At 74.9% G+C, this 22,649-nt stretch carries 21 protein-coding genes; 11 read left to right on the forward strand and 10 right to left on the reverse strand.

Features of this window, described 5'->3' with window-relative positions; all coding sequences use genetic code 11:
* Window positions 1–76 precede the first annotated feature (76 nt).
* The 4 genes from tatC to DMP17_RS32595 form a co-directional block, all read right to left on the reverse strand.
* On the reverse strand, window positions 77–1,087 hold the full coding sequence (gene tatC, locus DMP17_RS32580) for a twin-arginine translocase subunit TatC (RefSeq protein ID WP_226357159.1): 1,011 nt from the start codon (window positions 1,085–1,087) through the stop codon (window positions 77–79).
* A gap of 61 nt (window positions 1,088–1,148) precedes the next feature.
* Window positions 1,149–1,442 carry a Sec-independent protein translocase subunit TatA gene (gene tatA / locus DMP17_RS32585; RefSeq protein ID WP_337831542.1) on the reverse strand — a complete coding sequence of 98 codons (294 nt, stop codon included), beginning with the start codon at window positions 1,440–1,442 and terminating at the stop codon, window positions 1,149–1,151.
* A gap of 160 nt (window positions 1,443–1,602) precedes the next feature.
* On the reverse strand, window positions 1,603–2,634 hold the full coding sequence (locus DMP17_RS32590; protein WP_062395072.1) for a helix-turn-helix transcriptional regulator: 1,032 nt from the start codon (window positions 2,632–2,634) through the stop codon (window positions 1,603–1,605).
* Window positions 2,631–3,623 carry a helix-turn-helix transcriptional regulator gene (locus tag DMP17_RS32595; protein ID WP_337831543.1) on the reverse strand — a complete coding sequence of 331 codons (993 nt, stop codon included), beginning with the start codon at window positions 3,621–3,623 and terminating at the stop codon, window positions 2,631–2,633. Before DMP17_RS32595 ends, DMP17_RS32590 begins: the two co-directional genes overlap by 4 nt.
* A gap of 174 nt (window positions 3,624–3,797) precedes the next feature.
* Here DMP17_RS32595 and DMP17_RS32600 point away from each other — a divergent pair, with 174 nt between their 5' ends.
* From DMP17_RS32600 to glsA (DMP17_RS32615), 4 genes are all read left to right on the forward strand, one after another.
* On the forward strand, window positions 3,798–4,037 hold the full coding sequence (locus DMP17_RS32600) for a hypothetical protein (protein WP_073574845.1): 240 nt from the start codon (window positions 3,798–3,800) through the stop codon (window positions 4,035–4,037).
* A 63-nt stretch (window positions 4,038–4,100) separates the two neighbouring features.
* Window positions 4,101–5,150, forward strand: a complete 1,050-nt coding sequence (gene glsA / locus DMP17_RS32605) for a glutaminase A (RefSeq protein WP_337831544.1) — start codon at window positions 4,101–4,103, stop codon at window positions 5,148–5,150.
* A 74-nt stretch (window positions 5,151–5,224) separates the two neighbouring features.
* Entirely contained in the window at window positions 5,225–6,313 is a 1,089-nt protein-coding gene (locus DMP17_RS32610) for a sugar-transfer associated ATP-grasp domain-containing protein (RefSeq protein WP_337831545.1), read from the forward strand.
* A gap of 37 nt (window positions 6,314–6,350) precedes the next feature.
* Window positions 6,351–7,346 carry a glutaminase A gene (glsA, locus tag DMP17_RS32615; RefSeq protein ID WP_337831546.1) on the forward strand — a complete coding sequence of 332 codons (996 nt, stop codon included), beginning with the start codon at window positions 6,351–6,353 and terminating at the stop codon, window positions 7,344–7,346.
* Between the two features lie 42 nt (window positions 7,347–7,388).
* On the opposite strand, the gene pafA is transcribed toward glsA (DMP17_RS32615), so the two are convergent.
* Window positions 7,389–8,750: a Pup--protein ligase gene (pafA, locus tag DMP17_RS32620; protein ID WP_226357165.1), complete on the reverse strand. Its 1,362-nt coding sequence runs from the start codon at window positions 8,748–8,750 to the stop codon at window positions 7,389–7,391.
* Window positions 8,751–8,792: 42 nt separating this feature from the next.
* Between pafA and DMP17_RS32625 the strand changes: the two genes are divergently transcribed.
* The 4 genes from DMP17_RS32625 to DMP17_RS32640 all read left to right on the forward strand — a co-directional run bounded on the left by DMP17_RS32625 (window position 8,793) and on the right by DMP17_RS32640 (window position 13,814).
* On the forward strand, window positions 8,793–10,370 hold the full coding sequence (locus tag DMP17_RS32625) for a phosphatase PAP2 family protein (protein ID WP_226365125.1): 1,578 nt from the start codon (window positions 8,793–8,795) through the stop codon (window positions 10,368–10,370).
* Entirely contained in the window at window positions 10,367–11,878 is a 1,512-nt protein-coding gene (locus tag DMP17_RS32630) for an amidohydrolase (protein ID WP_226357167.1), read from the forward strand. The genes DMP17_RS32625 and DMP17_RS32630 overlap by 4 nt, the downstream gene beginning before the upstream one ends.
* Window positions 11,871–12,506: a class I SAM-dependent methyltransferase gene (locus tag DMP17_RS32635; RefSeq protein ID WP_337831547.1), complete on the forward strand. Its 636-nt coding sequence runs from the start codon at window positions 11,871–11,873 to the stop codon at window positions 12,504–12,506. Before DMP17_RS32630 ends, DMP17_RS32635 begins: the two co-directional genes overlap by 8 nt.
* Window positions 12,507–12,569: 63 nt before the next feature.
* Complete coding sequence (locus tag DMP17_RS32640; protein WP_337831548.1) at window positions 12,570–13,814, forward strand: MFS transporter; 1,245 nt, start codon at window positions 12,570–12,572, stop codon at window positions 13,812–13,814.
* On the opposite strand, the gene DMP17_RS32645 is transcribed toward DMP17_RS32640, so the two are convergent.
* The gene (locus DMP17_RS32645; RefSeq protein ID WP_337831549.1) at window positions 13,805–14,716 is read right to left on the reverse strand and encodes an SDR family oxidoreductase; all 912 of its coding nucleotides are present in this window, start codon (window positions 14,714–14,716) and stop codon (window positions 13,805–13,807) included. The genes DMP17_RS32640 and DMP17_RS32645 overlap by 10 nt on opposite strands.
* A 49-nt stretch (window positions 14,717–14,765) precedes the next feature.
* On the opposite strand from DMP17_RS32645, the gene DMP17_RS32650 reads away from it, so the two are divergent.
* Together DMP17_RS32650 and DMP17_RS32655 are read left to right on the forward strand one after the other, a co-directional pair.
* On the forward strand, window positions 14,766–15,353 hold the full coding sequence (locus DMP17_RS32650; RefSeq protein ID WP_337831550.1) for a pyridoxamine 5'-phosphate oxidase family protein: 588 nt from the start codon (window positions 14,766–14,768) through the stop codon (window positions 15,351–15,353).
* Between the two features lie 11 nt (window positions 15,354–15,364).
* Window positions 15,365–15,967 (forward strand): TetR/AcrR family transcriptional regulator, encoded by a 603-nt coding sequence (locus tag DMP17_RS32655; protein WP_226357171.1) that lies wholly within the window; start codon window positions 15,365–15,367, stop codon window positions 15,965–15,967.
* Here DMP17_RS32655 and DMP17_RS32660 read toward each other — a convergent pair.
* From DMP17_RS32660 to mobA, 4 genes are all read right to left on the reverse strand, one after another.
* Window positions 15,918–17,111 (reverse strand): 2Fe-2S iron-sulfur cluster-binding protein, encoded by a 1,194-nt coding sequence (locus DMP17_RS32660; protein ID WP_226365118.1) that lies wholly within the window; start codon window positions 17,109–17,111, stop codon window positions 15,918–15,920. The genes DMP17_RS32655 and DMP17_RS32660 overlap by 50 nt on opposite strands.
* The gene (locus tag DMP17_RS32665; protein ID WP_337831551.1) at window positions 17,108–18,994 is read right to left on the reverse strand and encodes an NAD(P)H-dependent oxidoreductase subunit E; all 1,887 of its coding nucleotides are present in this window, start codon (window positions 18,992–18,994) and stop codon (window positions 17,108–17,110) included. Before DMP17_RS32665 ends, DMP17_RS32660 begins: the two co-directional genes overlap by 4 nt.
* A complete protein-coding gene (locus DMP17_RS32670; protein ID WP_337831552.1) occupies window positions 18,995–20,920 on the reverse strand; it encodes a molybdopterin oxidoreductase family protein in 1,926 nt (641 codons plus the stop codon).
* Between the two features lie 61 nt (window positions 20,921–20,981).
* Window positions 20,982–21,770, reverse strand: coding sequence for a molybdenum cofactor guanylyltransferase (mobA, locus tag DMP17_RS32675; protein ID WP_337831553.1), 789 nt, complete (start codon window positions 21,768–21,770; stop codon window positions 20,982–20,984).
* A 51-nt stretch (window positions 21,771–21,821) separates the two neighbouring features.
* On the opposite strand from mobA, the gene fdhD reads away from it, so the two are divergent.
* Entirely contained in the window at window positions 21,822–22,649 is an 828-nt protein-coding gene (gene fdhD, locus DMP17_RS32680) for a formate dehydrogenase accessory sulfurtransferase FdhD (protein ID WP_337831554.1), read from the forward strand.

The raw sequence follows: 22,649 nt of genomic DNA on the forward strand, positions 1-22,649 counted from the left end.
CCCGACCCGATCCGGGGGGCAAGCCTACGGAGCCGTGCCGGACGGGGCCGCGGGGGGATCCGCGGCACCGCCCCGGTCAGGTGATGTCGTCGTAGCGGGGCGGCTCGGGGGCGGTCCCGTTGGTCCCGGCACCCCCGGTGCGGCCGTTCGCCGCACCCGTGGTGCCGCCGTCCGGGGCGACGACGGGGGTCCGGGTGGTCGACACCGGCGCGGGGGCCTCGATCCGGGACGGCTCGATCCGCGACGGCCCCTCGATCGGCGACGGCGTCGTGTCCAGCGGCGAGGGCTCGTCCGGGTCCAGGGAGTCCCAGCCCTCGGCGGCGCGCCGGCGGGCCCGGCGGCGGTCGGTGATCCGGCAGACCTGGATGGCCGCCTCGAACAGCAGGGTCAGCGCGAACGCCAGCGCCAGCATCGAGATCGGGTCCTGGCCGGGCGTGGCGATCGCGGCGAAGCAGAACAGCCCGAAGATCAGCCCGCGCCGGGAGCGGCGGAGCACGTCGTAGGACACGACCCCGGCCGCGTTGAGCGCGACGACCAGCAGCGGGATCAGGAAGCTGACCCCGAAGATGATGATCAGGTTCACGACCAGCGAGAAGTACGACGTGCCGGTCAGCGCCGTCGTCTGGATCTCGCTACCGATGGTCAGCAGGAAGCCGAGCGCCTGCGGGATGATCAGGTAGGCGAGCACCGCGCCGGCGACGAACAGCACCGCGGCCACCGAGACGAAGCCCAGCGCGTAGCGGCGCTCCTTCTTCAGCAGGCCCGGGGTGATGAAGCCCCACAGCTGGTAGAGCCAGATCGGGCAGGCCAGGATCACCCCGGCCGTCGCCCCGACCTTCAGGCGCAGCATGAACTGGTCGAACGGGGTGGTGCCGAGCAGGGTGCAGGCGTTCGGGTCGGCCGTCAGCGACGCGCGCGCCGAGGGCGGCAGCGAGCAGTACGGCTCCTTGAGCAGCTCACCCAGGCTCGGGAAACCGAAGAACGAGACCTCGAACCAGATGTAGCCGAACACCGTCGTCACCACGATCGCGGCGAGCGAGATGCCGAGCCGGTTGCGCAGCTCGTAGAGGTGCTCGATCAGGGTCATGGTCCCGTCGGGGTTGAGCCTGCGCTTCCGACGGAACGGTGCCTTCACGGGAGGAGGTGCCTCAGGCGGTCGGACCGGCGGGCCGGTCGGTGGCCTGCGCCGACGGCGGCTGCGGCGTCTGCTGCGGGGCCGGGGCGGTCTGCTGCGGCGCCGGGGCGGCCGCGGGCAGCTCCTGGGCGGGCTTGGACTCCTCGGCCTGCCGGGTACGGGCGTCGTCGTCCTTGAGGCCCTTCATCTCGCCCTTGAACACGCGGGCGGACTGACCGACCGACCGTGCCATCTCGGGCAGCTTCTTCGCGCCGAACAGCAGGAGCAGAACGGCGATGATGATCAGCCACTCGTAGCCACCGGGCATGGGTCCACCTCGCGTCGATCGGGCCGGGTCGCCACCGAGTGTAGACACGGGCGAATCGGTCGCCCGGTCCCCCCGTCCCGGGACGTGGCTCCGGTCACCCGGTGTTCACTCCGCCGTCGTCATCCTGTCGCATACCCCCTCCCGGGGTAATCGAGGTGACTCAGGGTGATGCGTCGGCGATCCGCAGGGCCTCGCGGGCCCGTTCGCGCACCGCCGTCGCCAGCTCCGGGGGCTCGACGATGCGGGCCGCGCCACCGAGCCCGAGCACGAGGCGGACCAGCCAGTCGTCGTCGGCGAAGCGGAGCAGCACCCGCAGCCGGTCGTCGCCGCCCGCCGCGGCGGGCACCGGGTCCGGCGCGCCGGGCGGCGGGTCGCCCTCGACCAGCTCGCCGGCACCGGTGCGCACCTCGTCGACCGGGTAGTACTCGGCGACCCAGTGCGCGTCCGGGTCGAGCTCCAGGACCGCGTACCGGTGCTCGGCGCGCGGGCTGAACAGCCCGTGCGAGACGTCGACGGGCCGGGCCTCGGGATGGGCGCGGGCCGGTTCGTCGAGCTCCTCGGCCTGCTCCACCCGGTCCAGGCGGAACATCCGCACGTCCTCGGCGCGGCGGCACCACGCCTCCAGGTAGCCGCGCCCGCCGCTGACGACCAGCCGCATCGGGTCGACGTCGCGGCGGGACACCGCGTCACGGCCCGCGGTGAAGTAGACGATGCGCAGCGCGCGCCCGCGGTCCAGCGCCCGGCGCACGACGGCGGTGGTGTCGCGCTCGCCGATCCCGGACTCGACGGTGACCAGCCCGCCCGGACCGGCCGCCTCCCCCACCGCGGCCTCGACCTTCGCGATGGCCCGCCCGACGGCGTCGGAGTCGACCACCCCGGCGGTCTGGTGCAGCATCCGCAGCGCCACGAGCAGCGCGGTCGCCTCGGTCGTGGTCAGGCGCAGCGGCCGGGTCAGCCCGGCGTCGAAGACGACGTCGACGGTGTCCCCGGCGAAGGACAGGTCGACCAGGTCACCCGGCCCGTAACCGGGCAGCCCGCACATCCACAGCAGCTCCAGGTCCTTGCGCAGCTGCCGCTCGTCCACACCGAAGTCCGCGGCGGCCTCGGCGACCGGCACCCCGGGGTGCGCCCGCAGATAGGGCACCAGCGACAGCAGCCGGGGCAGGCGCTGGGCGACGCCCTGGCGGCTCACGTGCGGCTCCCGAGGGCACCGGCGCCCAGCGCGGCCTCCCACAGCTCGCGGACCGCGCGGGCCAGCTCCGGCGGGTCGAGGACGGCGACGTCCGGGCCGTGCCCGGCCAGCCAGCGCGCGACCGTGCCCCGGTCGCGCAGGTCCAGCTCGATCTCCACGCCCGGCCGTCCGGCGTGCTCGCGCGGCCCGCGCTCGCGGCCGGTGCGGCGCAGCCCGGCCGCGCGCCCCGCCGCGACCCAGACCCGTGCGGTGCCCGACACCGGCTGCGGGCCCGCCGAGGCACGCACCAGCGCCCGCAGGTCGACGCCCTCGGGCACGGTGACCGCGCCCTCCGGCCCGACGGCACGCACCGGGCCCTCGACGCGGGAGAGCCGGAAGCAGCGCACGTCGTCGCGGTCGCGGTCGTGGCCCACCAGGTACCAGCGGCCCCGGAACGACACCACGCCCCACGGCTCGACGGTGCGCCGCACCAGCTCCCCGGTGGGGCCGCCGCGGCGGTGGTCGAAGGTGACGACGCGGCCGGTGCGCACCGCGCCCAGCAGCGGCGCGAGGGCCGGCTCGCCCGCGGCGGCCCCGGGGCGGATCGCCGCGGCCGGGGTCTCGGCGACCTCGACGCCCGCGGCCCGCAGCTTCACCAGCGCCCCGTGCGCGGCGCCGGCCAGCTCCGGGGAGTCCCACAGGTTCCCGGCCAGCGCGACGACGGTCGCCTCGTCCGGGTCGAGATGGATCTCGCCGAGCTCGTAGTCGGCCCGGGCGATCCGGTAGCCCTCCACGGTGTCGAACACCGAGTTGTGGCCGGTCTCCAGGGGCACGCCCAGCTCGCGCAGCTCGGCCTTGTCCCGCTCGAACATCCGGAAGAACGCCTCGTCGCCGGTGCCGTCGGCGTAGCCGGGGACGATGGACCGAATCCGCTCCGCGGACAGGTACTGGCGCGTCGACATCAGGCAGAGCACCAGGTTGACCAGTCGCTCGGCGCGGGCGGAGGACACGACGGGCATCGTAGCCAGGCCGGACGGGACGGATCGGGCGCCCCGGGCCGCGGGCACCCGGGACCGCGCCGGGGTGTCTCATCCTGCGACAGGGTCGTTGACGGCGGCGCGCGGACGGCAAAGGCTCGACCCCGGGTGCGGCGCCGCGGCCGTACCGGCACGTGGAGGTGGCGCATGTCCGGTGAGCAGGAGACGTTCAACCCGTGGACCGTGGTGAACCTGGTGTTCCACCACCTGGCCGACCAGGGTCTGCACCCGGTGCTCGGGGAGACCGGGGACCCGGCCGCGGCCGCGACCGGGCTGCTGCGGTCGATGGGCATCGCCCCGGCGCCGGAGAAGGCGGGTCCGGCCGACCCGGAGGTGCAGGACGAGCTGGCCGAGCTGCGCCGCCGGATCATGCCCGGGATCGAGTGACCCGGCACCGGTGATCTAGTTTGCGCTCCGCACCGGACGGACCGGTCCGCGAGAGGGGCGCCGATGGAGCAGCAGACCGAGCGCGCGATCGTGCAGCGGCAGCTCGAGGAGCTGCACGGGGCGGTCGGGAGCCCCGGCGGGGTGCCCGACGGGCGGGTCGTCGCGTACTACCCGCCGTCGATGGCCGGGCAGGCGCAGCTGTTCGGGCTGGCCGCCACCGACATCGAGGGCACCCAGTGGGAGGTCGGCGACGCCGGGGTCCGCTTCCCGCTGCACTCGATCTCCAAGGTGTTCACCTACGGCCTGGCGCTGGAGGACAACGGCCGCGAGGAGGTCCTGCTGCGGGTCGGGGTCGAGCCCTCCGGCGACCCGTTCAACTCGATCAGCTTCGACGAGGTCAACCACCGCCCGTTCAACCCGATGATCAACGCGGGGGCGCTGGTCGCGGTGAACCTGGTGCACGGCGCCACCAGGGAGGAGAAGGTCGAGCGGCTGCTGACCCGGCTGCGGATCTACGCGGGCAACCCCGACCTGGCCGTCGACGAGGACGTCCTCGCCGAGCAGCTGGTCTCCAACGACCGCAACGTCGCGCTGTCCTACCTGATGCGCAGCCTGGGGATGCTGCACGGCAACATCGAGGACAACCTGTACGTCTACCTGGCGGCCTGCTCGGTGACCGTCACCGCCGCGGAGCTGTCGACGATGGCGGCGACCCTGGCCCGGGGCGGGGCGAACCCGTTCACCGGGGTGCCTGCGCTGCCGCGGACCTACACCCGTGACGTGCTCAGCGTGATGAGCATGTGCGGCATGTACGACGCCGCCGGGCAGTGGGCCTACGAGGTCGGCATCCCGGCCAAGTCGAGTGTGTCCGGGGCGATCCTGGCGGCGATCCCGGACGCGATCGGGGTCGGCGTCTACTCCCCCGGGCTGGACCGGCACGGCAACTCGGTGCGCGGGGTCGCGGTGTGCCGGGAGCTGTCGGACCGGTTCGGGCTGCACGTGTTCGCCGACCCGTCGGAGTCGCGGCTGGGCCGGATCGTGCGCCCGGGCCGGCGGGAGGAGGCGACCGAGATGTACCCCTCCGGCGACGGCTGGCTGCCCGACGGGCTCTGACGTCCGGGAAACGTTCCGGCGCGGCGGGCGAGTCCTCTGCGGGACATCGTCGTCGACACCGGGAGCAGGCACGCATGGCCACGTTGGACGTCGTCGCGGACCGGGCGCTGCGCCGGGCCGGGGCCATCCGGTTCCACCGCCGCCACCGCGGGGAGGCGGCGGCGCTCCTCGCCACGATCGAGGCCGAGCGCGGTCCGTCCGACCCGGCGCTGGCCCCGGCGTGCGACGCCTGGGCCGGCGACGTGCTGGGCTGGCGCGGCTACGCCCCCTGGCTGCGGGTCTACGCCGCGGTGGCCGGGGAGTTCCGGGAGGGCTGGATCCCCGACAACTACTACGGCCGGGTCGTGCTCCCCGCCGTGCAGGGGCCCTACGGCGAGGTCTCGAAGCTCAAGCCGTTGTCGCGGCGGCTGCTGCGGTCCGACCTGATCGCCGACGTCGCCTACTGGGTCAACGGCGGCCTCTACGACCGCGACCTGCGCCACCTCGACCGCGCCGGGCTCGCGTCGGTGCTGTTCGCCGGCTCCGACCGGGCAGTGTTCAAGTCCGACGACTCGATCCAGGGCGCCGGGGTGCGGGTGCTGCACCGGTCGGGGTTCGACCCCGCCGAGCTCGACGGGCTGCCGTCGGGGGTGTTCCAGAGCTGGGTCGACCAGCACCCGCTGCTGGCGGGGTTCACCCCGGGCTCGGTGGCGACGATGCGGGTCACCACCGTCGTGACCGACGACGGCGTCGCCTCGGTCCGGGCCGCCTACCTGCGGTTCGGGCGCGCCGCCGACACCCACGTGCGCTCCGACAGCCACGTGCGCGTCGCCGTGGACACCATGACCGGCCGGCTCGCCGACCACGGCCTGACCCCGCGCTGGACGCGCGTCGACGCCCACCCCGACTCCGGTGCGGGGTTCACGGGGACCACCGTGCCGGGCTTCGACGGGTGCGTCGCGGCGGTGCTGGAGCTGCACCGGGGGATGCCGTTCGCGCGCTGCGTCGGGTGGGACCTGGCCGTCGACGCCGACGGGCGGCCCGTCGTACTGGAGTGGAACGCCGGGCACAACGACATCAAGTTCTCCGAGGCCGTCCAGGGGCCCTGCTTCGCGGACATGGGCTGGGAGCGGCTGTGGCGACCCGTGGCCCGGATCCCGGCCCAGCGGCGGCCCGGGCAGTAGGTTCTGCGACCGGACACCCCCGACGAAAGGGACACCGATGGTCGCGCAGGCCGAACGCGAACTGGTCCAGCAGCAGTTCGAGGACCTCCGCATCACCTGTACCGCCGGCAGTGGCAGCCTGCTGCCCGGCGAGGAGGTCGTCAGCTACTACCCGGCGTCGATGGAGGCCCGGGCCGAGGAGTTCGGCCTGGCCGGCACGAACGTCGACGGCACGCAGTGGCAGGTCGGCGACTGCGACGTCCGCTTCCCGCTGCACTCGATCTCGAAGGTCTTCACCTACGGGCTCGCGCTGGAGGACAACGGCCTGGCCGAGACGCTGCGCCGGGTCGGGGTCGAGCCGTCGGGGGACCCGTTCAACTCCATCACCTTCGACGAGACGCACAACCGCCCGTTCAACCCGATGATCAACGCGGGGGCGCTGGTCGCGGCGAACATGGTCAAGGGGGCCACCAGGGAGGAGCGCGCCGAGCGGCTCCTGGAGCGCAACCGGGTCTACACCGGCAACCCGTCGCTGGAGATCGACCGCGCCGTCCTCGACGAGCAGCTGGTCTCCAACGACCGCAACCTCGGGCTCAGCTACCTCATGCGGAGCCTGGGGATGCTGCACGGCGACATCGACGACAGCCTCTACGTCTACCTCGCCGCCTGCTCGATCACGGTGACCGCGCCGGAGCTGTCGGCGATGGGCGCGACGCTGGCCCACGGCGGGGTCAACCCGCTGACCGGTGAACGGGCGCTGCCCCGCGAGCACCTGCGCACTGTGATCAGCGTGATGAGCATGTGCGGGATGTACGACGCCGCGGGCGAGTGGGCGCACGACGTCGGCATCCCGGCCAAGAGCGGGGTGTCCGGCGGGATCATGGGGGTGCTGCCGCGCTGGTTCGGGCTCGGCGTGTACTCCCCCGGCCTGGACCGGCACGGCAACTCGGTGCGCGGCGTCGCGGTCTGCCGGGAGCTGTCGTCGCGGTTCGGGCTGCACGTGTTCGCCGACCCGCAGGAGTCGCGGTTCGGCCGGATCGCCCAGCCCGACTGAGCCGTACCCCGGGGTGGGCGGCCGCCCACCCCGGGGCCGCGGTCAGAGCGAGGCGATCAGGCGGTCCACCCGCTCGTCGACGGCGCGGAACGGGTCCTTGCACAGCACGGTGCGCTGGGCCTGGTCGTTCAGCTTCAGGTGCACCCAGTCGACGGTGAAGTCCCGCCCGGCGGCCTGCGCGGCGGCGATGAAGTCCCCGCGCAGCTTCGCCCGGGTCGACTGCGGCGGGGTGTCCTTGGCCGCCTCGATCTCGCCGTCGTCGGTGACCCGGTCGACCAGCGCCTTGCGCTGCAGCATGTCGAACAGGCCGCGGCCGCGGCGGACGTCGTGGTAGGCCAGGTCGAGCTGGGCGACCCGGGCGCTGGACAGGTCCAGGTCGTGCCGGGCCCGGTAGCGCTCCACCAGCCGGTGCTTGATCGCCCAGTCGATCTCGCGGTCGATCTTCGACAGGTCCTGGGACTCGACGGCGTCGAGGGTGCGGCCCCACAGCTCGACGACGCGCGCCATCGCCGGGTCCGGGTGTCCGGTCGCCTCCAGGTACTCCACGGCGCGGGCGTGGTACTCGCGCTGGATGTCCAGCGCCGAGGCCTCCCGGCCGCCGGCCATCCGCACCGGGCGGCGCCCGGTGAGGTCGTGGCTGATCTCGCGGATCGCGCGGATCGGGTTGTCCAGGGTGAAGTCCCGGAACTGGACGCCGGCCTCGATCATCTCCAGCACCAGGGTGGCCGACCCGACCTTGAGCAGGGTCGTCACCTCGGACATGTTCGAGTCGCCGACGATCACGTGCAGCCGCCGGTAGCGCTCGGCGTCGGCGTGCGGCTCGTCGCGGGTGTTGATGATCGGCCGGGACCGGGTCGTCGCCGAGGAGACGCCCTCCCAGATGTGCTCGGCCCGCTGGGACAGGCAGTACACGGCGCCGCGCGGGGTCTGCAGGACCTTCCCGGCACCGCAGATGAGCTGGCGGGTGACCAGGAACGGCAGGAGCACGTCGGCGATCCGGGAGAACTCGCCCTGCCGCGCGACGAGGTAGTTCTCGTGGCAGCCGTAGGAGTTCCCCGCGGAGTCGGTGTTGTTCTTGAACAGGTAGATGTCCCCGCCGATGCCCTCGTCGACCAGGCGCCGCTCGGCGTCGACGAGGAGGTCCTCGAGGATCCGTTCACCGGCCTTGTCGTGCGACACGAGCTGGGTCAGCGAGTCGCACTCCGCCGTGGCGTACTCGGGGTGCGACCCGACGTCGAGGTAGAGACGGGCACCGTTGCGGAGGAAGACGTTGGAGGACCGGCCCCACGACACCACCCGGCGGAAGAGGTAGCGCGCCACCTCGTCCGGGGACAGTCGGCGCTGTCCGTGGAAGGTGCACGTGACACCGAACTCCGTCTCGACCCCGAAGATCCGACGCTGCATGCCGTTCAGGGTAGGCGCCCGACCCCCTCTACTGTCACGACTGTGAGTGGATGGTTCGAACGCGTCGCCCGCAGGTCCCGTCGTCTGGACCGCGGGGTGGACTCGGTGTCCCGGGCCGACCGGGCGGTCACCGAGTTCATCGCGAGCCGTCCACCGAGCCGGGTGGACACCTCGGTGCGCCGGCTCACCCGCACCGCCGACCACAGCGTGCTGTGGTTCGCGATCGCCGCGGCGCTGTCGGTGCGCCGGGGGGCCGGGCGCAAGGCGGCGATGCGCGGGATCGCGTCCATCGCGCTGACCAGCTTCACCGCGAACGCGCTGCTCAAGCCGTTGCTGCCGCGCCGGCGGCCGGCCGCGGCTGAGCTGCCCGCCTACCGGACGGTGGCCGACCCGCCGTCGTCGTCGTCGTTCCCGTCGGGGCACGCCGCCTCGGCCGCGGCGTTCGCGACCGCGGTGGTGATGGAGAACCGCCGGGCCGCGCCGGTCGTGGTGCCGCTGGCGGCACTGGTCGGCTGGTCTCGGGTGCACGTGGGCGTGCACTGGACCTCCGACGTGATCGTCGGCGCGGCGATCGGCACCGGCGTGGCGAAGCTGACGAACCGCTGGTGGCCGGTGCGTCCCAGCGACGAGGCCCGCGCCCGCCCGATCGACACCGTCCCGGTCCTGCCGCAGGGCGAGGGCCTGGTCATCGTGTCGAACCCGTTCTCCGGGCCGCCCGACCACGACGTGTCCGACGAGGTCCGTGAGCGGCTGCCCGCGGCGCACCACCTCGTCGTCGGGGACGGGGTCAAGGTCGAGGACATGCTGACCGACGCGATCGCACAGCGCGGGCAGTGGGTGCGCGCCGTGGGCGTCGCGGGCGGGGACGGCACCGTCGCCACCGCCGCCGCGGTCGCGGACCGGCACGGCCTGCCGCTGGTCGTCGTGCCGGGCGGGACGCTGAACCACTTCGCCCGCGACGTCGGTGTCTACGACACCCAGGAGGCCGTCGACGCCACCCAGGCCGGCGAGGCCGTCGCGGTCGACCTGGCACTGGTCGAGGCCCACCCGGGCCGCCTCGACGACCCCGAGGACGTCTCGGTCACCCGCACCCGCTACTTCATCAACACCGCGTCGATCGGCTCCTACCCGGAGCTGGTGCGGCTGCGTGAGCAGTGGCAGCCGCGCTACGGCAAGTGGCCGGCGTTCGCCGCGGCGCTGATCACGGTGCTGCAGCGCTCGGAGAAGATCTCGGTCCGGATCGGGGACCGCTGGTACAAGGTCTGGTTCCTGTTCGTCGGCAACGGCCCGTACCACCCGCGCGGCGCGGTGCCCGCCTGGCGGCCGACGCTGGACTCGGGCCTGCTCGACGTCCGCTGGCTGCGCGCCGACGTGCGGTTCTCCCGGCTGCGGGTCGTCCTCGCGCTGATCCTGGGGGCCCTGGGGCACAGCCGGGTCTACCACCAGCGGGAGGTGCCCAGCCTCGACGTCGAGCTGCTGGAGCCGAGCATGCTGGCCACCGACGGCGAGGTCGTCGAGGAGGCCGGGCGCTACACCTTCCGGGTCGCCGAGAAGCCGATCCCGGTCTACCGCCGCGACGAGGACCGCTGGACCGGGCGGGACCGCCCGTTCCAGGGATGAGCGGCGTGCTTCTGCGCTCGGTGCGGCCGCTGCGGCCCGGCTGCGACGGCCTGGGCGACCCCGTCGACGTGCTCCTGGACGGGGGCCGGGTGCGCGCCGTGGGCGCCGGGCTCGACCCGGGCGGCGCCGAGGTCGTCGGGTGCGACGGGCGGGCGCTGCTCCCGGGGCTGTGGGACCACCACGTGCACATGGCGCAGTGGGCGCTGGCCCGCCGCAGGCTCGACGTGTCCGGCGCCCGCTCGGCCGCCGGCGCCGCGGCACTCGTCGCGGCCCGGATGGCGACCGCGCCGCCCGCCCCCGGTGAGGTGCTGGTCGGGTTCGGGTTCCGCGACGCGCTGTGGCCCGACGAGGCGCACCGCTCGCTGCTCGACCCGGTCACCGGTGACACCCCGGTCGTGCTCGTGTCCGGGGACCTGCACCAGGGGTGGCTCAACGGCGCCGCGCTGGCCCGCTTCGGGCACGGCGGGCACCCGACCGGCCGGATCCGGGAGTCGGAGTTCTTCGCCGTCGTCTCCCCCGCGCTGCAGGACGCACCGACCGAGGCCCTCGACGGGTTCGTCGCCGACGCCGTCACCGCGGCCTCGGCGCGCGGGGTGGTCGGCGTCGTCGACTTCGAGGCGCCGTGGTCGCTGCCGGACTGGCGGCGCCGGATCGCCGGCGGCACGACCGGGCTGCGGGTCGAGGCGTCGGTGTGGCCCGACCGCCTCGACGACGCCCTGGCCACCGGGCTGCGCAGCGGCGACGTCGTCGAGGGCACCGGGGGCCTGCTCACCGCGGGCCCGCTGAAGGTGATCACCGACGGGTCGCTCAACACCCGCACCGCCTACTGCTACGACCCCTACCCCGCGCCGCCGGAGAACCCCCTGGAGCACCCGTGCGGGCTGCTGCTGGTCCCGCCGGCACAGCTGCGGCCGCTGCTGGCCCGGGCGCACGCGGGTGGGCTCACCGCGGCCCTGCACGCCATCGGCGACCACGCCAACACCCTGGTCCTCGACGCGTTCGCCGGGACCGGGGCCCGCGGGCGGGTCGAGCACGCCCAGCTGCTCACCGGCGACGACGTGCCCCGCTTCGCCGGGCTCGGCCTGGTCGCGAGCGTGCAGCCCGAGCACGCCCTCGACGACCGCGACGTCGCCGACCGGCTCTGGGCGGGCCGCACCGACCGGGCGTTCGCGTTCGCGTCGCTGCACCGCGCCGGGGCCCGCCTCGCGCTCGGCTCCGACGCCCCGGTGGCGCCGCTGGACCCGTGGATCGCGCTCGCCGCGGCCGTGCACCGCACCGCCGACGACCGGGACCGCTGGCACCCCGAGCAGGAGATCGACCGGGCGACCGCGCTCGGTGCGTCGTTCGGGGTGGTCGACGGCTCGGCCGCCGCGGTCGTCGTGGGCGCGCCCGCCGACCTCGTGCTGACCGACGCCGACCCGACCTCCTGCGACCCGGCGACGCTGCGGGCCATGCCGGTCGCGGCGACACTCGTCGGCGGCCGGTTCACCCACCGCGCCGGTGTCTGACCCGGGGGTGCACGAGCGGGTCGGGCTCCCGGGCGGGCCGCTGGACCTGCTGCGTCCCGCCGATCCGGACGCCGTCGCGTTCGACCCGGTCGCCGTCGACGAGGACGTGGAGGAGCTGCACCCGCCGCACTGGGCGCGGCTGTGGCCGTCCGGGCGGGCGCTGGCGACGGCGCTGGACGACGCCGGTCCCGCCCTGCTGGCCGGGCGCTCGGTGCTGGAGCTGGGCTGCGGGCTGGGTCTGCCGTCGCTGGTGGCCGCCCGGGCCGGGGCGCACCCGGTGCTCGCGACCGACCGCTCGCCCGCCGCACCGGGGTGGGTCGCGGCGACCGCGCGCCGCGCAGGGCTGCGGGTCGCGACCGCGGTCGCCGCGTTCGACGGCACCGGCGACGCCCTCGGCGGCCGCGGCTGGGACCTGGTCCTGGCCGCCGACGTGCTCTACGGCGCGGCCGCCGCCGACGCGCTCACCGCGCTGCTGCCGCGGGTGACCGGCCCGGACGGGCAGGTGTGGCTGGCCGACCCGGGGCGCCCCGAGACGCCGCGCTGGCTCGACGCGGCCCGGGAGACCTGGACGGTCACGACCCGCCGGCTGCCGGGCGGGGTGGACCTGCACGTCCTGCGCCGCCCCTGACCGTGCGGTCGGGGGCGGCGCCACTGCGGATGCCGTCGCACCGACCGGCTGCGATCATGGCCGGTGCACCGCGCAACGTCCTCCGGAAGGGGTTCCGCCATCCTCCGCCTGCCTCGGGCCGCCGCCTTCGCCGGCCTGGCCGTGACGTTCGCCGTGGTGATGCTCGGGGCGACGATGCCGACCCCGATGTACGCGCTCTACCAGCGCGAGCTCGGGTTCTCCCCCACCGTCCAGACCGTGATCTTCGCGCTCTACGCGGTCGGTGTGCTCGCCGCGCTGCTGGTCACCGGCCGGTGGTCGGACCAGCTGGGGCGGCGACCGGTGCTGCTGGCCGGGGTGGCGCTGTCGCTGGCGTCGAGCGTGGTGTTCCTGGTCGCGGGTCCGGTGTGGGTGCTGCTGGTGGGGCGGCTGCTGTCCGGGTTCTCCGCCGGGATCTTCGCGGGGGCGGCGACCGCCGCGGTCATCGAGGCCGCACCGGAGTCCTGGCGCGAACGCGGGGCCGCGGTCGCGACCGTCGCCAACATCGGCGGGCTCGGGCTCGGCGCGGCGCTCGCCGGGGTGGCCGTGGAGTACCTGCCCGCGCCGCTGCACCTGTCCTTCGCGGTGCACGCGGTCGCCGTCGCGCTGTGCGGGCTGCTCGTGCTGGGCGCCCCGGAGACGGTCACCGACCGGTCCGCGCACCCGGAGCTGCGGCCGCAGGTCCCCGAGGTGCCGCCCACGGTGCGCGCGGTGTTCGTGCCGGCGGCGACGGCCGGGTTCGCCGGGTTCGCGGTGCTGGGCCTGTTCACCGCGCTGTCCCCGCGGATCGTGTCGGATCTGATCGGGATCGCGAACCACGCCGTCGCCGGGGCGATGTCGCTGCTGCTGCTGGGCGCCTCGGTGCTCGCGCAGCTCGCGGTCCGCACCGCGCCCACCGAGCGGATCCTCGCCCTGGGCTGTGTGCTGCTGGCGGCCGGTCTCGCGCTCGTCGCGCTGTCGGTGGCGCAGGGCTCGATGGCCGAGCTGGTGGCCGGCGCGGTGGTCGCCGGGGCCGGTCAGGGCATGACGTTCTCCAAGGGCCTGGCCGCGGTGAACGCGCGGGTGGAGGCCCACCAGCGGGCGGGGACGACGTCGTCGTACTTCGTGGTGGTCTACGTGGCGATCTCGCTGCCGGTCGTCGGCCTGGGCGCGGCGAGCCAGGCGTGGGGGCTGCGGACCGCGGGGATCGTGTTCTGCGTCGCGGCCGCGGTGCTCGCGCTGCTGGCGCTGGCGGCGCTGCTGGTCATCCAGCGGCGCGACGCGCGCGGCCGTGTGAGCCGTCACCGGTAGCCCGTCGTGTCGGCGGGCAGTCCCGCGTCCTGGACCTCGGTGACGTAGCGCCAGGCGTCGGGCCGGGACCCATCGACGTCGTCGACCCCGTAGACCCGCCCGAGCTCGCCCGAGGAGGTGGAGCGGCCGTTCCAGCGGTGCCGGTCGGGGTCGGCGGCCAGCGCGGCGATCCCGCGGCCGACGAACCGCGGGCTCTCCGAGATCGCGAAGTGCGGCTCGGCCGCGCACGCGTCGCGCCAGGTGTCGGCGGTGACCCCGAACTGCTCCAGCATGATCTCCGAGCGCAGCCAGCCCGGGGTGACCGCGACCGCGGTCCCGCCGTGCCCGCGCAGCTCGTGCGCCCAGGACCGGGCCAGCCGGATGGGCGCGATCTTGGCCAGGTCGTAGAAGACGTTGAGCCGGTAGTTCTCGGCGTTGTAGGTGTCGGTGCCGTCGGTGACCTCGACGACGAGGCCGCCGGGTGTGCGGGAGAGCAGCCCCAGGGCGTGGTGGGCGGTGACGAGGTGGGTCTCGACCGCCAGGCGCAGCGTGCGCAGCCCGTTGTCCAGGTCGAGTTCCCAGACCGGGACGTCCCACTCGACCATCATCTCGCCGCCCCAGATGTCGTTGACCAGCACGTCGAGCCGGCCGTGGTCGCGCTCGACCCGCGCCACCAGCGCCGCGACCGCTCCGGGGTCGAGGTGGTCGGTGGGCACGGCGATGCCGGTGCCGCCCGCGGCGGTGACGAGATCGGCGGTGTCCTCGATCGTCTCCGGCCGGTAGTACTCCGAGCGGGCCGCGCGGGTGCTGCGGCCGGTGCAGTACACGACCGCGCCGGCCGCGCCCAGCTCGACCGCGATCCCCCGTCCGGCGCCGCGCGTCGCGCCCGCCACCAGCGCCACCCTGTCCCTCAGGTCCGTCATACCGGGCAGCGTGGCAGGGACCGGATTGTTTGTAAACGAGCATTCGGTTATGTTCATCGGAGCCGAGCCGACGAGGGGACCGACCCGCAGCATGTTCGAGACGACCACCGAGATCACCGACCTCCAGCGACTGCTGGACGCCTCCGTCTCCGGAGCCGGGGACCACCTGCGCAGCATCGTCACCCCCGGGGAGCGGACGCTCACCGCCGAGCAGCTCGTCCGGGTCGCCACCGGCATCTGCACCCTGGCGCTGGCCACCACCACGCGGGGCGGCGAGCCCCGCGTCAGCGGCGTGGACGGGCACCTCCTGCACGGTGCGTGGGTCGTGGGCACCGACCCACGCGCGGTCAAGGCCCGCCACCTCGCGGTCCGCCCCGCGGTCAGCGCCTCCCACCTGCGCGGCGACGACCTCGGGATCTTCACACACGGGACGGCGCACCCTTTGAACCCGGCCGGCGGCCCGGAGCACCCGCGGTGGCCCGAGACCCTCGGCTACCTGAAGGACTGCTACGGACCGGACGGGTTCGTCTGGGACGAGGTGGTCTTCTACCGGATCGAGCCCACCTGGATGGTCGCCTACAGCCCCGACCCGGCCGGCCTCGCCGGGTCCGCGGCGTCCGTGGCGCCGCCCGCCTGAGAGGGTGAGCCGTGCCCCGTCGCAAGCAGGTCCCCGACGCGGACGTCCTCGACGCCGCCCTCGACGTGCTGCACGCCCGCGGCCCGCAGGCGCTCACCTTCGCCGCGCTGGCCGAGGCGAGCGGGCTGGCCCCGGCGACCCTCGTGCAGCGCTTCGGCGGCAAGTCCGACCTGCTGCGCCGGACCCTGCTGCACGCGTGGGACCGGCTCGACCGCCAGACCGCCGGGGACGGGGCCCGGGCGGAGCGCACGCCGGAGGGCGCCGTCGCGTTCCTGGTCGGGCTCTCGGGGCAGTACGGCGGGATCGACAGCTACGCCGACGCGCTGCTGGTCCTGCGCGAGGACCTCCTCGACCCCGACGTACGACGACGGGGCGCCGCCTGGCAGCAGGCACTCACCGACGTCCTCGACGCGTGCCTGGCCGGCACCCCGGGCGCCCCGGACGGCGCCGGCGCGCTCCTGGCGACCCACTGGCAGGGCGCCCTGCTGTGGTGGAGCTTCGACCCCCGGGTGCCGGTCGCCGAGCACGTGGAGCGGGAGCTGACCCGGTTCGTGGCCGCGGTGCTCACGCCTCCGGCAGGTTCTGCACGTGCCGGAACCCGAACCGGCCCTTGATGCACAGGTGCCCGTGGGTGACCGAGTGGTCCGCCGGGCTGGTGACGTTGACGATCTCGCCCCGCTGCACGTGCAGCTCCAGGTTGCAGCCGACCCCGCAGAACGAGCAGATCGTCGTCGTGACGGTCTCCTCGTCGGGGTGCCAGTCGCCGGCCTCGCGACGGTCGTGCTCGGCGACCGACTTCAGCGCCCCGGTCGGGCAGACCCCGATGCAGTTGCCGCAGTAGACGCACGCCGAGCCGGGCAGCTCGACGTCGTGCTCGGTGGCGATGCGGGCGTCGAAGCCGCGGCCCGCGGCGGCGATCGCGAAGGTGAACTGGGCGTCGGTCCCGCAGGCGTTGACGCACTTGTAGCACATGATGCAGCGCGAGTAGTCCCGCACGTAGAGCTCGTTGTCGATCTTCACGGGCTGGGCGACGGTCGCCCGGGTCGCGCCGTCGGGGGCCGGGTGGTGCCCGGCGTGGCGGCGGTCGCGCTCCCCCGCCGCGGCCGGCGGCGCGGGCGGTCCGTAGCGCTCGGGGTCGACGCCGTAGTCGGTCATCCAGCGCGCCACGTCGGCGCTCGCCTGGGTCATGTCCACCGAGGACGCCAGCAGCTCCAGCACCATCCGGCGGCTGTGCCGGACCTTGTCGGTGTCGGTCCGCACCTCCATGCCGTCCTCGCAGCGCCGCGCGCAGGAGGGCACCAGCGCGCGGGAGCCCTCGACCTCGACAACGCAGACCCGGCAGGCGTTGACCGGGTCCATGTTCGGCGCCCAGCACAGGGTGGGGGTGTCGGCCTGGGCGGGCGAGCCCTCGCGGTGCAGGGCGTCGAGGATCGTCGCGTCCTCCGGGACCCGGACCTCGGTGCCGTCCAGCGAGACGGTGACGGTGCGCCGGATCGCGCCGAGCATCACCGGGCCGCCGGCGAGCCGTTCGGCCGGTCCGGGGCCGGAGCCCGCCGGGTCGGCCACGGTCACGCCGACCGCGCCGGCCCCGTTCGTGCGGTGCAGGGCGGCGACGCCCTCGCCCGCGCCGGGGCCGTCGCCGGGGGTGCCGTTGCCCGACGACGCGTCCGCCTCGGGCGCGCCGTCGACCTCCCCGGCCCGGGGCGCCCGCGAGCCGCCGCCCGGCCCCATCGGGCCCTTGCCGCCGGTCGTGGTCATCGACGCCCCCCGTGTCCGTTCGACGAGTGCGACGGCGCCGCGATCAGTCCCAGGTCGAGTGCGGAGGCGACGGCCGACGGCGCGGTCTGCCCGAGCCCGCAGATCGACGCGTCGCGCATGACGCGGGCGAGGTCGTCGAGCAGGGCCAGCTCGGTCTCCCGCGACCCGAGCGGGGCACCGCGTTCCAGCCGGGCCAGTGCCTCCTCCTGGCGCACCGTCCCGACCCGGCACGGCACGCACTGCCCGCAGGACTCGTCGCGGAAGAAGGCCGCGATCCGGCGGAGGGTGGCGGTGAGGTCGGCGCGGTCGTCGAACACGAGCACGACGCCGGACCCGAGGGTGGCGCCGATGTCGCGGGCCCCCTCCAGGGTGAGGGTCACGTCGAGGTCCTGCGGGAGCACGAACCCGCCCGCGGCGCCGCCCAGCAGCACGGTGCGCAGCGTGCCGCGGGTGCCGCCGGCGAGGTCGAGCAGCTCGCGCAGGGTGGTGCCGAAGTCGACCTCGTACACCCCGGGGACGCCGACGGCACCGGACACGCAGAACAGCTTCGACCCGGTGGACCGGCCCCCGCCGACCGCGGCGAACGCGCCGCCGCCGATGTTCAGCACCTCCAACACGTTGTAGAGGGTCTCGACGTTGTTGATCGCGGTCGGCTTGCCGAACAGCCCCGAGGTCGCCGGGAAGGGCGGCTTGTTCCGCGGCTCGCCCCGGTAGCCCTCGATCGACTCCAGCAGCGCGGTCTCCTCACCGCAGATGTAGGCGCCCGCCCCGCGGCGCAGGTCGATGTCGAAGGCGAAGCCCTCCCCCATGACGTCGTCGCCGAGGTGGCCGCGCGCCCGGGCCGCGGCGATCGCGTCCTGCAGCCGGCGGGTGGCCAGCGGGTACTCGCCGCGGATGTAGAGGTGCCCGACGGTGGCGCCGGTGACGTAGCCGGCGATCGTCATGGCCTCGACCAGCCCGAACGGGTCGCCCTCCATGAGCACCCGGTCCTTGAAGGTGCCCGGCTCGGACTCGTCGGCGTTGCAGACGAGGTGGTGCGGGCGTTCCGGGGACTGCGCGACGCCCTCCCACTTGACGCCGGTGGGGAACGCGGCGCCGCCGCGCCCGGTGAGCGAGGCGTCCTTCAGCTCGGCGATCACCCGGGTGGCGCCGAGGCGGACCGCGCGGCGCAGGGCCGCGTAGCCGCCGCGGGCGCGGTAGTCGTCGAGCGAGGTGGGGTCGACGACGCCGACCCGGCGCAGCAGCCGCAGGTGCTCACCGGTCCGGGTCTGCGGGGCCGAGACGGTGGTGTCGGCGAAGGCCCGGTCGGCCTCCGACGCCTGCTCCCCGTCCGGGTCGGCGGGCGCGTGCGCCGCGGCGAGGACGGCCTGCGGGGTGGCGGGGGCCTGGGACAGGTCGGGTTCGCCCGCGCGCTGGTGCAGCACCGCGGGTGCCCGCTCGCACAGTCCCAGGCAGGGGCTGCGCACCACGCAGGCGCGCCCGCCGTCGAGGTCGCGCTCCAGCGCCGCGACGATCTCCTCGCCGCCGGACGGGCCGCACGCCACGTCGTCGCAGACGTGCACCACCCGCGGGGCACGCGGCTCGACGGAGAACATCGCGTAGAAGGTGGCGACGCCGTACACCTCGGCCGGCGGGACCTGCAGCGTCCGCGCGACGTGGTTCAGCGACCCCTCCGACAGCCATCCCGCCGCGTCGTGCACCGCGTGCAGCAGCGGCAGCAGCAGGTGGCGCCGCGAGCGGGCGGCGTGCCCGGCGTGCGCCGACCGGGTCGGCCGGTCCCCGGCGGTGGCGTCCGCGGCGGTGGGGGCGAGCAGCGCGAACGCGGCGTCGATCGTGTCCCGTTCGGCCGCGGTCGGTGCGGCGGTGGAGATGTGGAGATCCATTCACAGCCTCTCGATCCGCACCGCGGTCGCCTTGAACTCCGAGGTCCCCGACTTGGGGTCCCAGGCGTCGTTGGTGAGCACGTTGACGTCGACCTGCTCGGTGAAGTGCGGGGTGAACGACGCCAGCCCCGGCCGCAGCGACCGGTCGACCCACACCGGCGCCTCGACACTGCCGCGACGGCTGGTGACCCGCACCCGGTCGCCGTCGGTGACGCCGAGCGCGGCGGCGTCGGCCGCGTCGATGCGCAGCGACTCGCGGCGGCGCAGCGGCGAGGCGTAGCCGCCGGTCTGCACCCCGGAGTTGTAGGCGTCGAGCAACCGCACCGTGGTGAGCCGGATCGGGTACTCCTCGGTGAGCTCGTCGGCCGGCGGGACGTGCTCGACCGGGGTGAACGGCGCCGGCGTCCCGCGCTCGTCCGGGTCGTCGGCCCACAGCCGGGTGTGCATCAGCGGGGTGCCCGGGTGGTCCTCGGCGGGGCAGGGCCACTGGATGCCGCCGAGGGTGTCGAGGCGGTCGTAGCTCATGCCGTGGTGCCAGTTCAGCGACACCGAGCGCAGCTCGTCCCACACCTGCTCGGCGGTCGGCTCGCCCCAGTCGTGCCCGAGGCGCTGCGCGACGCCGCAGATGATGTGGGTGTCGGGGCGGGCCAGGCCCGGCGGGTCGAGGGCCTTGCGGATCCGCTGGACGCGGCGTTCGGAGTTGGTGACGGTGCCCTCGTACTCGCACCAGTCCGCGGCGGCGGGCAGCACGACGTCGGCGAGCTCGGCGGTGGCGGTGCGGAAGATGTCCTGCACGACGAGGTGGTCGAGCGAGGACAGCAGGTGCCGGGCGTGCGTGGCGTCGGCCTCGGACTCGGCCGGGTTCTCCCCGATGCAGTACAGCGCGCTCATCTCCCCGGCCTCCATCGCCTCGAACATCTGCGACAGGTGCCGCCCCGGCCGGTCGGGGAACTCGACGCCGCCGTAGACGGCGTGGAAGCGGGCGTGCGCGTCGGCGTCGGACACGTCGTAGCCGCCGGGCAGCTTGGCCGGGATGGCGCCCATGTCGCCGCCGCCCTGCACGTTGTTCTGCCCGCGCAGCGGAACCAGGCCGGAGCCGTAGCGGCCGACGTGCCCGGTCAGCAGCGCGAGGTTGATCAGGGCGAACACGTAGTCGGCGGCGTTGTGGTGCTCGGTGATGCCCAGCGTCCAGCAGATCTGGGCGCGGTCGGCGCGGCCGTAGGCGTGCGCCAGCTCCCGGATCGACGACGCCGGGACCCCGGTGATCCCCTCGGCACGTTCGAGGGTGTACGGCTCCACCGCGGCCCGGTAGTCCTCGAACCCGGTGGTGGAGCGCTCGACGAACGCGTGGTTGACCAGCCCGGCGTGGATGATCTCGCGGCCGACCGCGTTGGCCAGCGCGATGTCGGTGCCCACGTCGAGCCCGAGCCAGGAGTCCGCCCAGTGCGCGGTGGAGGTGTGGCGCGGGTCGACCGAGAACATCCGGGCGCCCTTGCGGATCCCCTGCAGCACGTGGTGGAAGAAGATCGGGTGCGTCTCGCGGGCGTTGCTGCCCCACAGGACGAGGAGGTCGGCGTTCTCCGCCTCGACGTAGGCGGAGGTGCCGCCGCCGGCACCGAACACTGCCGTCAGACCGACGACGCTGGGAGCGTGTCAAGTGCGGTTGCAGCTGTCGACGTTGTTGCTGCCCATCACCGCCCGGGCGAACTTCTGGGCGACGTAGTTCATCTCGTTGGTCGCCTTGGAGCAGCTGAACATGCCGAAGCGGTCCCCCGGGACACCGGCGAACCCGGCCGCGGCGCGGTCGAGGGCCTCGTCCCAGGACGCCGGGCGCAGCACCCCGTTCTCGCGGACCAGCGGCTCGGTGAGGCGGACGTGGCGGGGCCGGAAGCCCCGGCGCGATCCCTGCGGGCGGGTGGCGGTCATCGTCGGCCTCCGGCGTGGTGGTTCCCTCGGCTCCCGCACCGTAGCAAGGTCGAGACCCGCGTCACACCCCTTCGAGCTCGTCCCCGGTCACCAGTGGGAACCACGGCGGCAGCGGCGCCGTCCCGCCCGCGACGACCACCGGGCGCCCCAGCTCCCCCGCCGTGCGGGCGCGGACGGTGCGGACCCGGCCCCCGTCGTGCAGCCGCACCGCGGGCAGCGGGCGGGCCCGGGCCGCGGCCAGCTCGGCGGGGGTGTTGACGTTGGTCAGCGACGCCAGGTCCGGGTCGAGGCGGGCCAGCACCGGGTCGCTGCGCAGGGTCTGCTCGCCGATCCGGCGGACCGCGACCCGGTCGAACAGCGACGGCGGGCGGCCCTGCCCGGCCGCGGTCAGCCCGTCGATCACCGGGGCGAGCGCGGTGGCGTAGGCGGCGGCGAGCGGCTGGTGGTGCCCGAACGCCTCGGGCAGGGCGACGTCGTGGTCCCCGCGCAGGTCCAGCACGCGGGCGACGAACGCGGGGTGCAGCAGCGGCAGGTCGGTGGAGGCGACGAACGCCGCCCGCGCCCGGCCGGCGACGGCGGCCAGCCCGGCGCCGATCGCGGGCAGCGGGCCGAGGCCGGGCACGGGGTCGTCGACGACCTCGGTGCCCGGCGGCAGCTCCGGCAGCTCCTGCCCGGCGGCACGCACCACGACCAGCGGCCCGTCCACCGCCCGGCCCAGCACGGCGACGGTGCGGGTCAGCAGCGCCGCCCCGTGCCAGTCCAGCGACGCCTTCGCCGTCCCCATCCGCGACGACGCACCGCCCGCCGGCACGATGCCCGCTCCCGGCCGCCGACCCCCGTACCCGCGCACGCGCCCGATCCTCCTCCTACCCTGGGGGGTCGACAGCGGGAGGGGATCGGAATGGGACGGCTCACCGTGCGGCGCCCGGTGCTGCACCTGAACGGGGACGGCAGCACCCGGTCGCGGCCGGACACCCTCGTCGCCGAGGAGCCGCTGGAGCTGCGGGTCGGGGGGAAGGCGCTGTCGGTGACGATGCGCACCCCCGGCCACGACGTGGAGCTCGCGCACGGGTTCCTGCTGACCGAGGGTGTGATCCGCTCCGGGCTGGACCTGGCCGGGGCCCGCTACTGCAACTCCGTCGACGAGCAGGGCCGCAACACCTACAACGTGTTAGACGTCGACCTGGCCGAGGGCGTCGCCCCGCCGGACGCGTCGGTGGAGCGGAACTTCTACACCACCTCGTCGTGCGGGGTGTGCGGGAAGGCCTCGCTGGACGCGGTGAAGCTCAAGACCCGCCACTCCCCGGCGGCGGACCCGCTGCGGATCGGCCGGGAGCTGCTGCTGGAGCTGCCCGACCGGCTGCGCGAGCACCAGAAGGTGTTCGGCTCCACCGGCGGGCTGCACGCCGCCGCCCTGTTCGACGCCGACGGCGGCCTGCTCGCCGCCCGCGAGGACGTGGGCCGGCACAACGCGGTGGACAAGGTGCTGGGCCGGATGGTGATGGACGGCCGCGTGCCCGCCGCCGGCACCGTGCTGATGGTGTCGGGGCGGGCGTCGTTCGAGCTCGTGCAGAAGGCCGTGATGGCCGGGGTGCCGATGCTCGCGGCGGTGTCGGCGCCGTCGTCGCTGGCGGTGGAGCTGGCCGAGGAGTCCGGGATGACCCTGGTCGGGTTCCTGCGCGGACGGACCGGCAACGTCTACACCGGGGCCCAGCGCATCGACCTGTAG

This window comes from Pseudonocardia sp. TMWB2A, assembly GCF_017312135.1.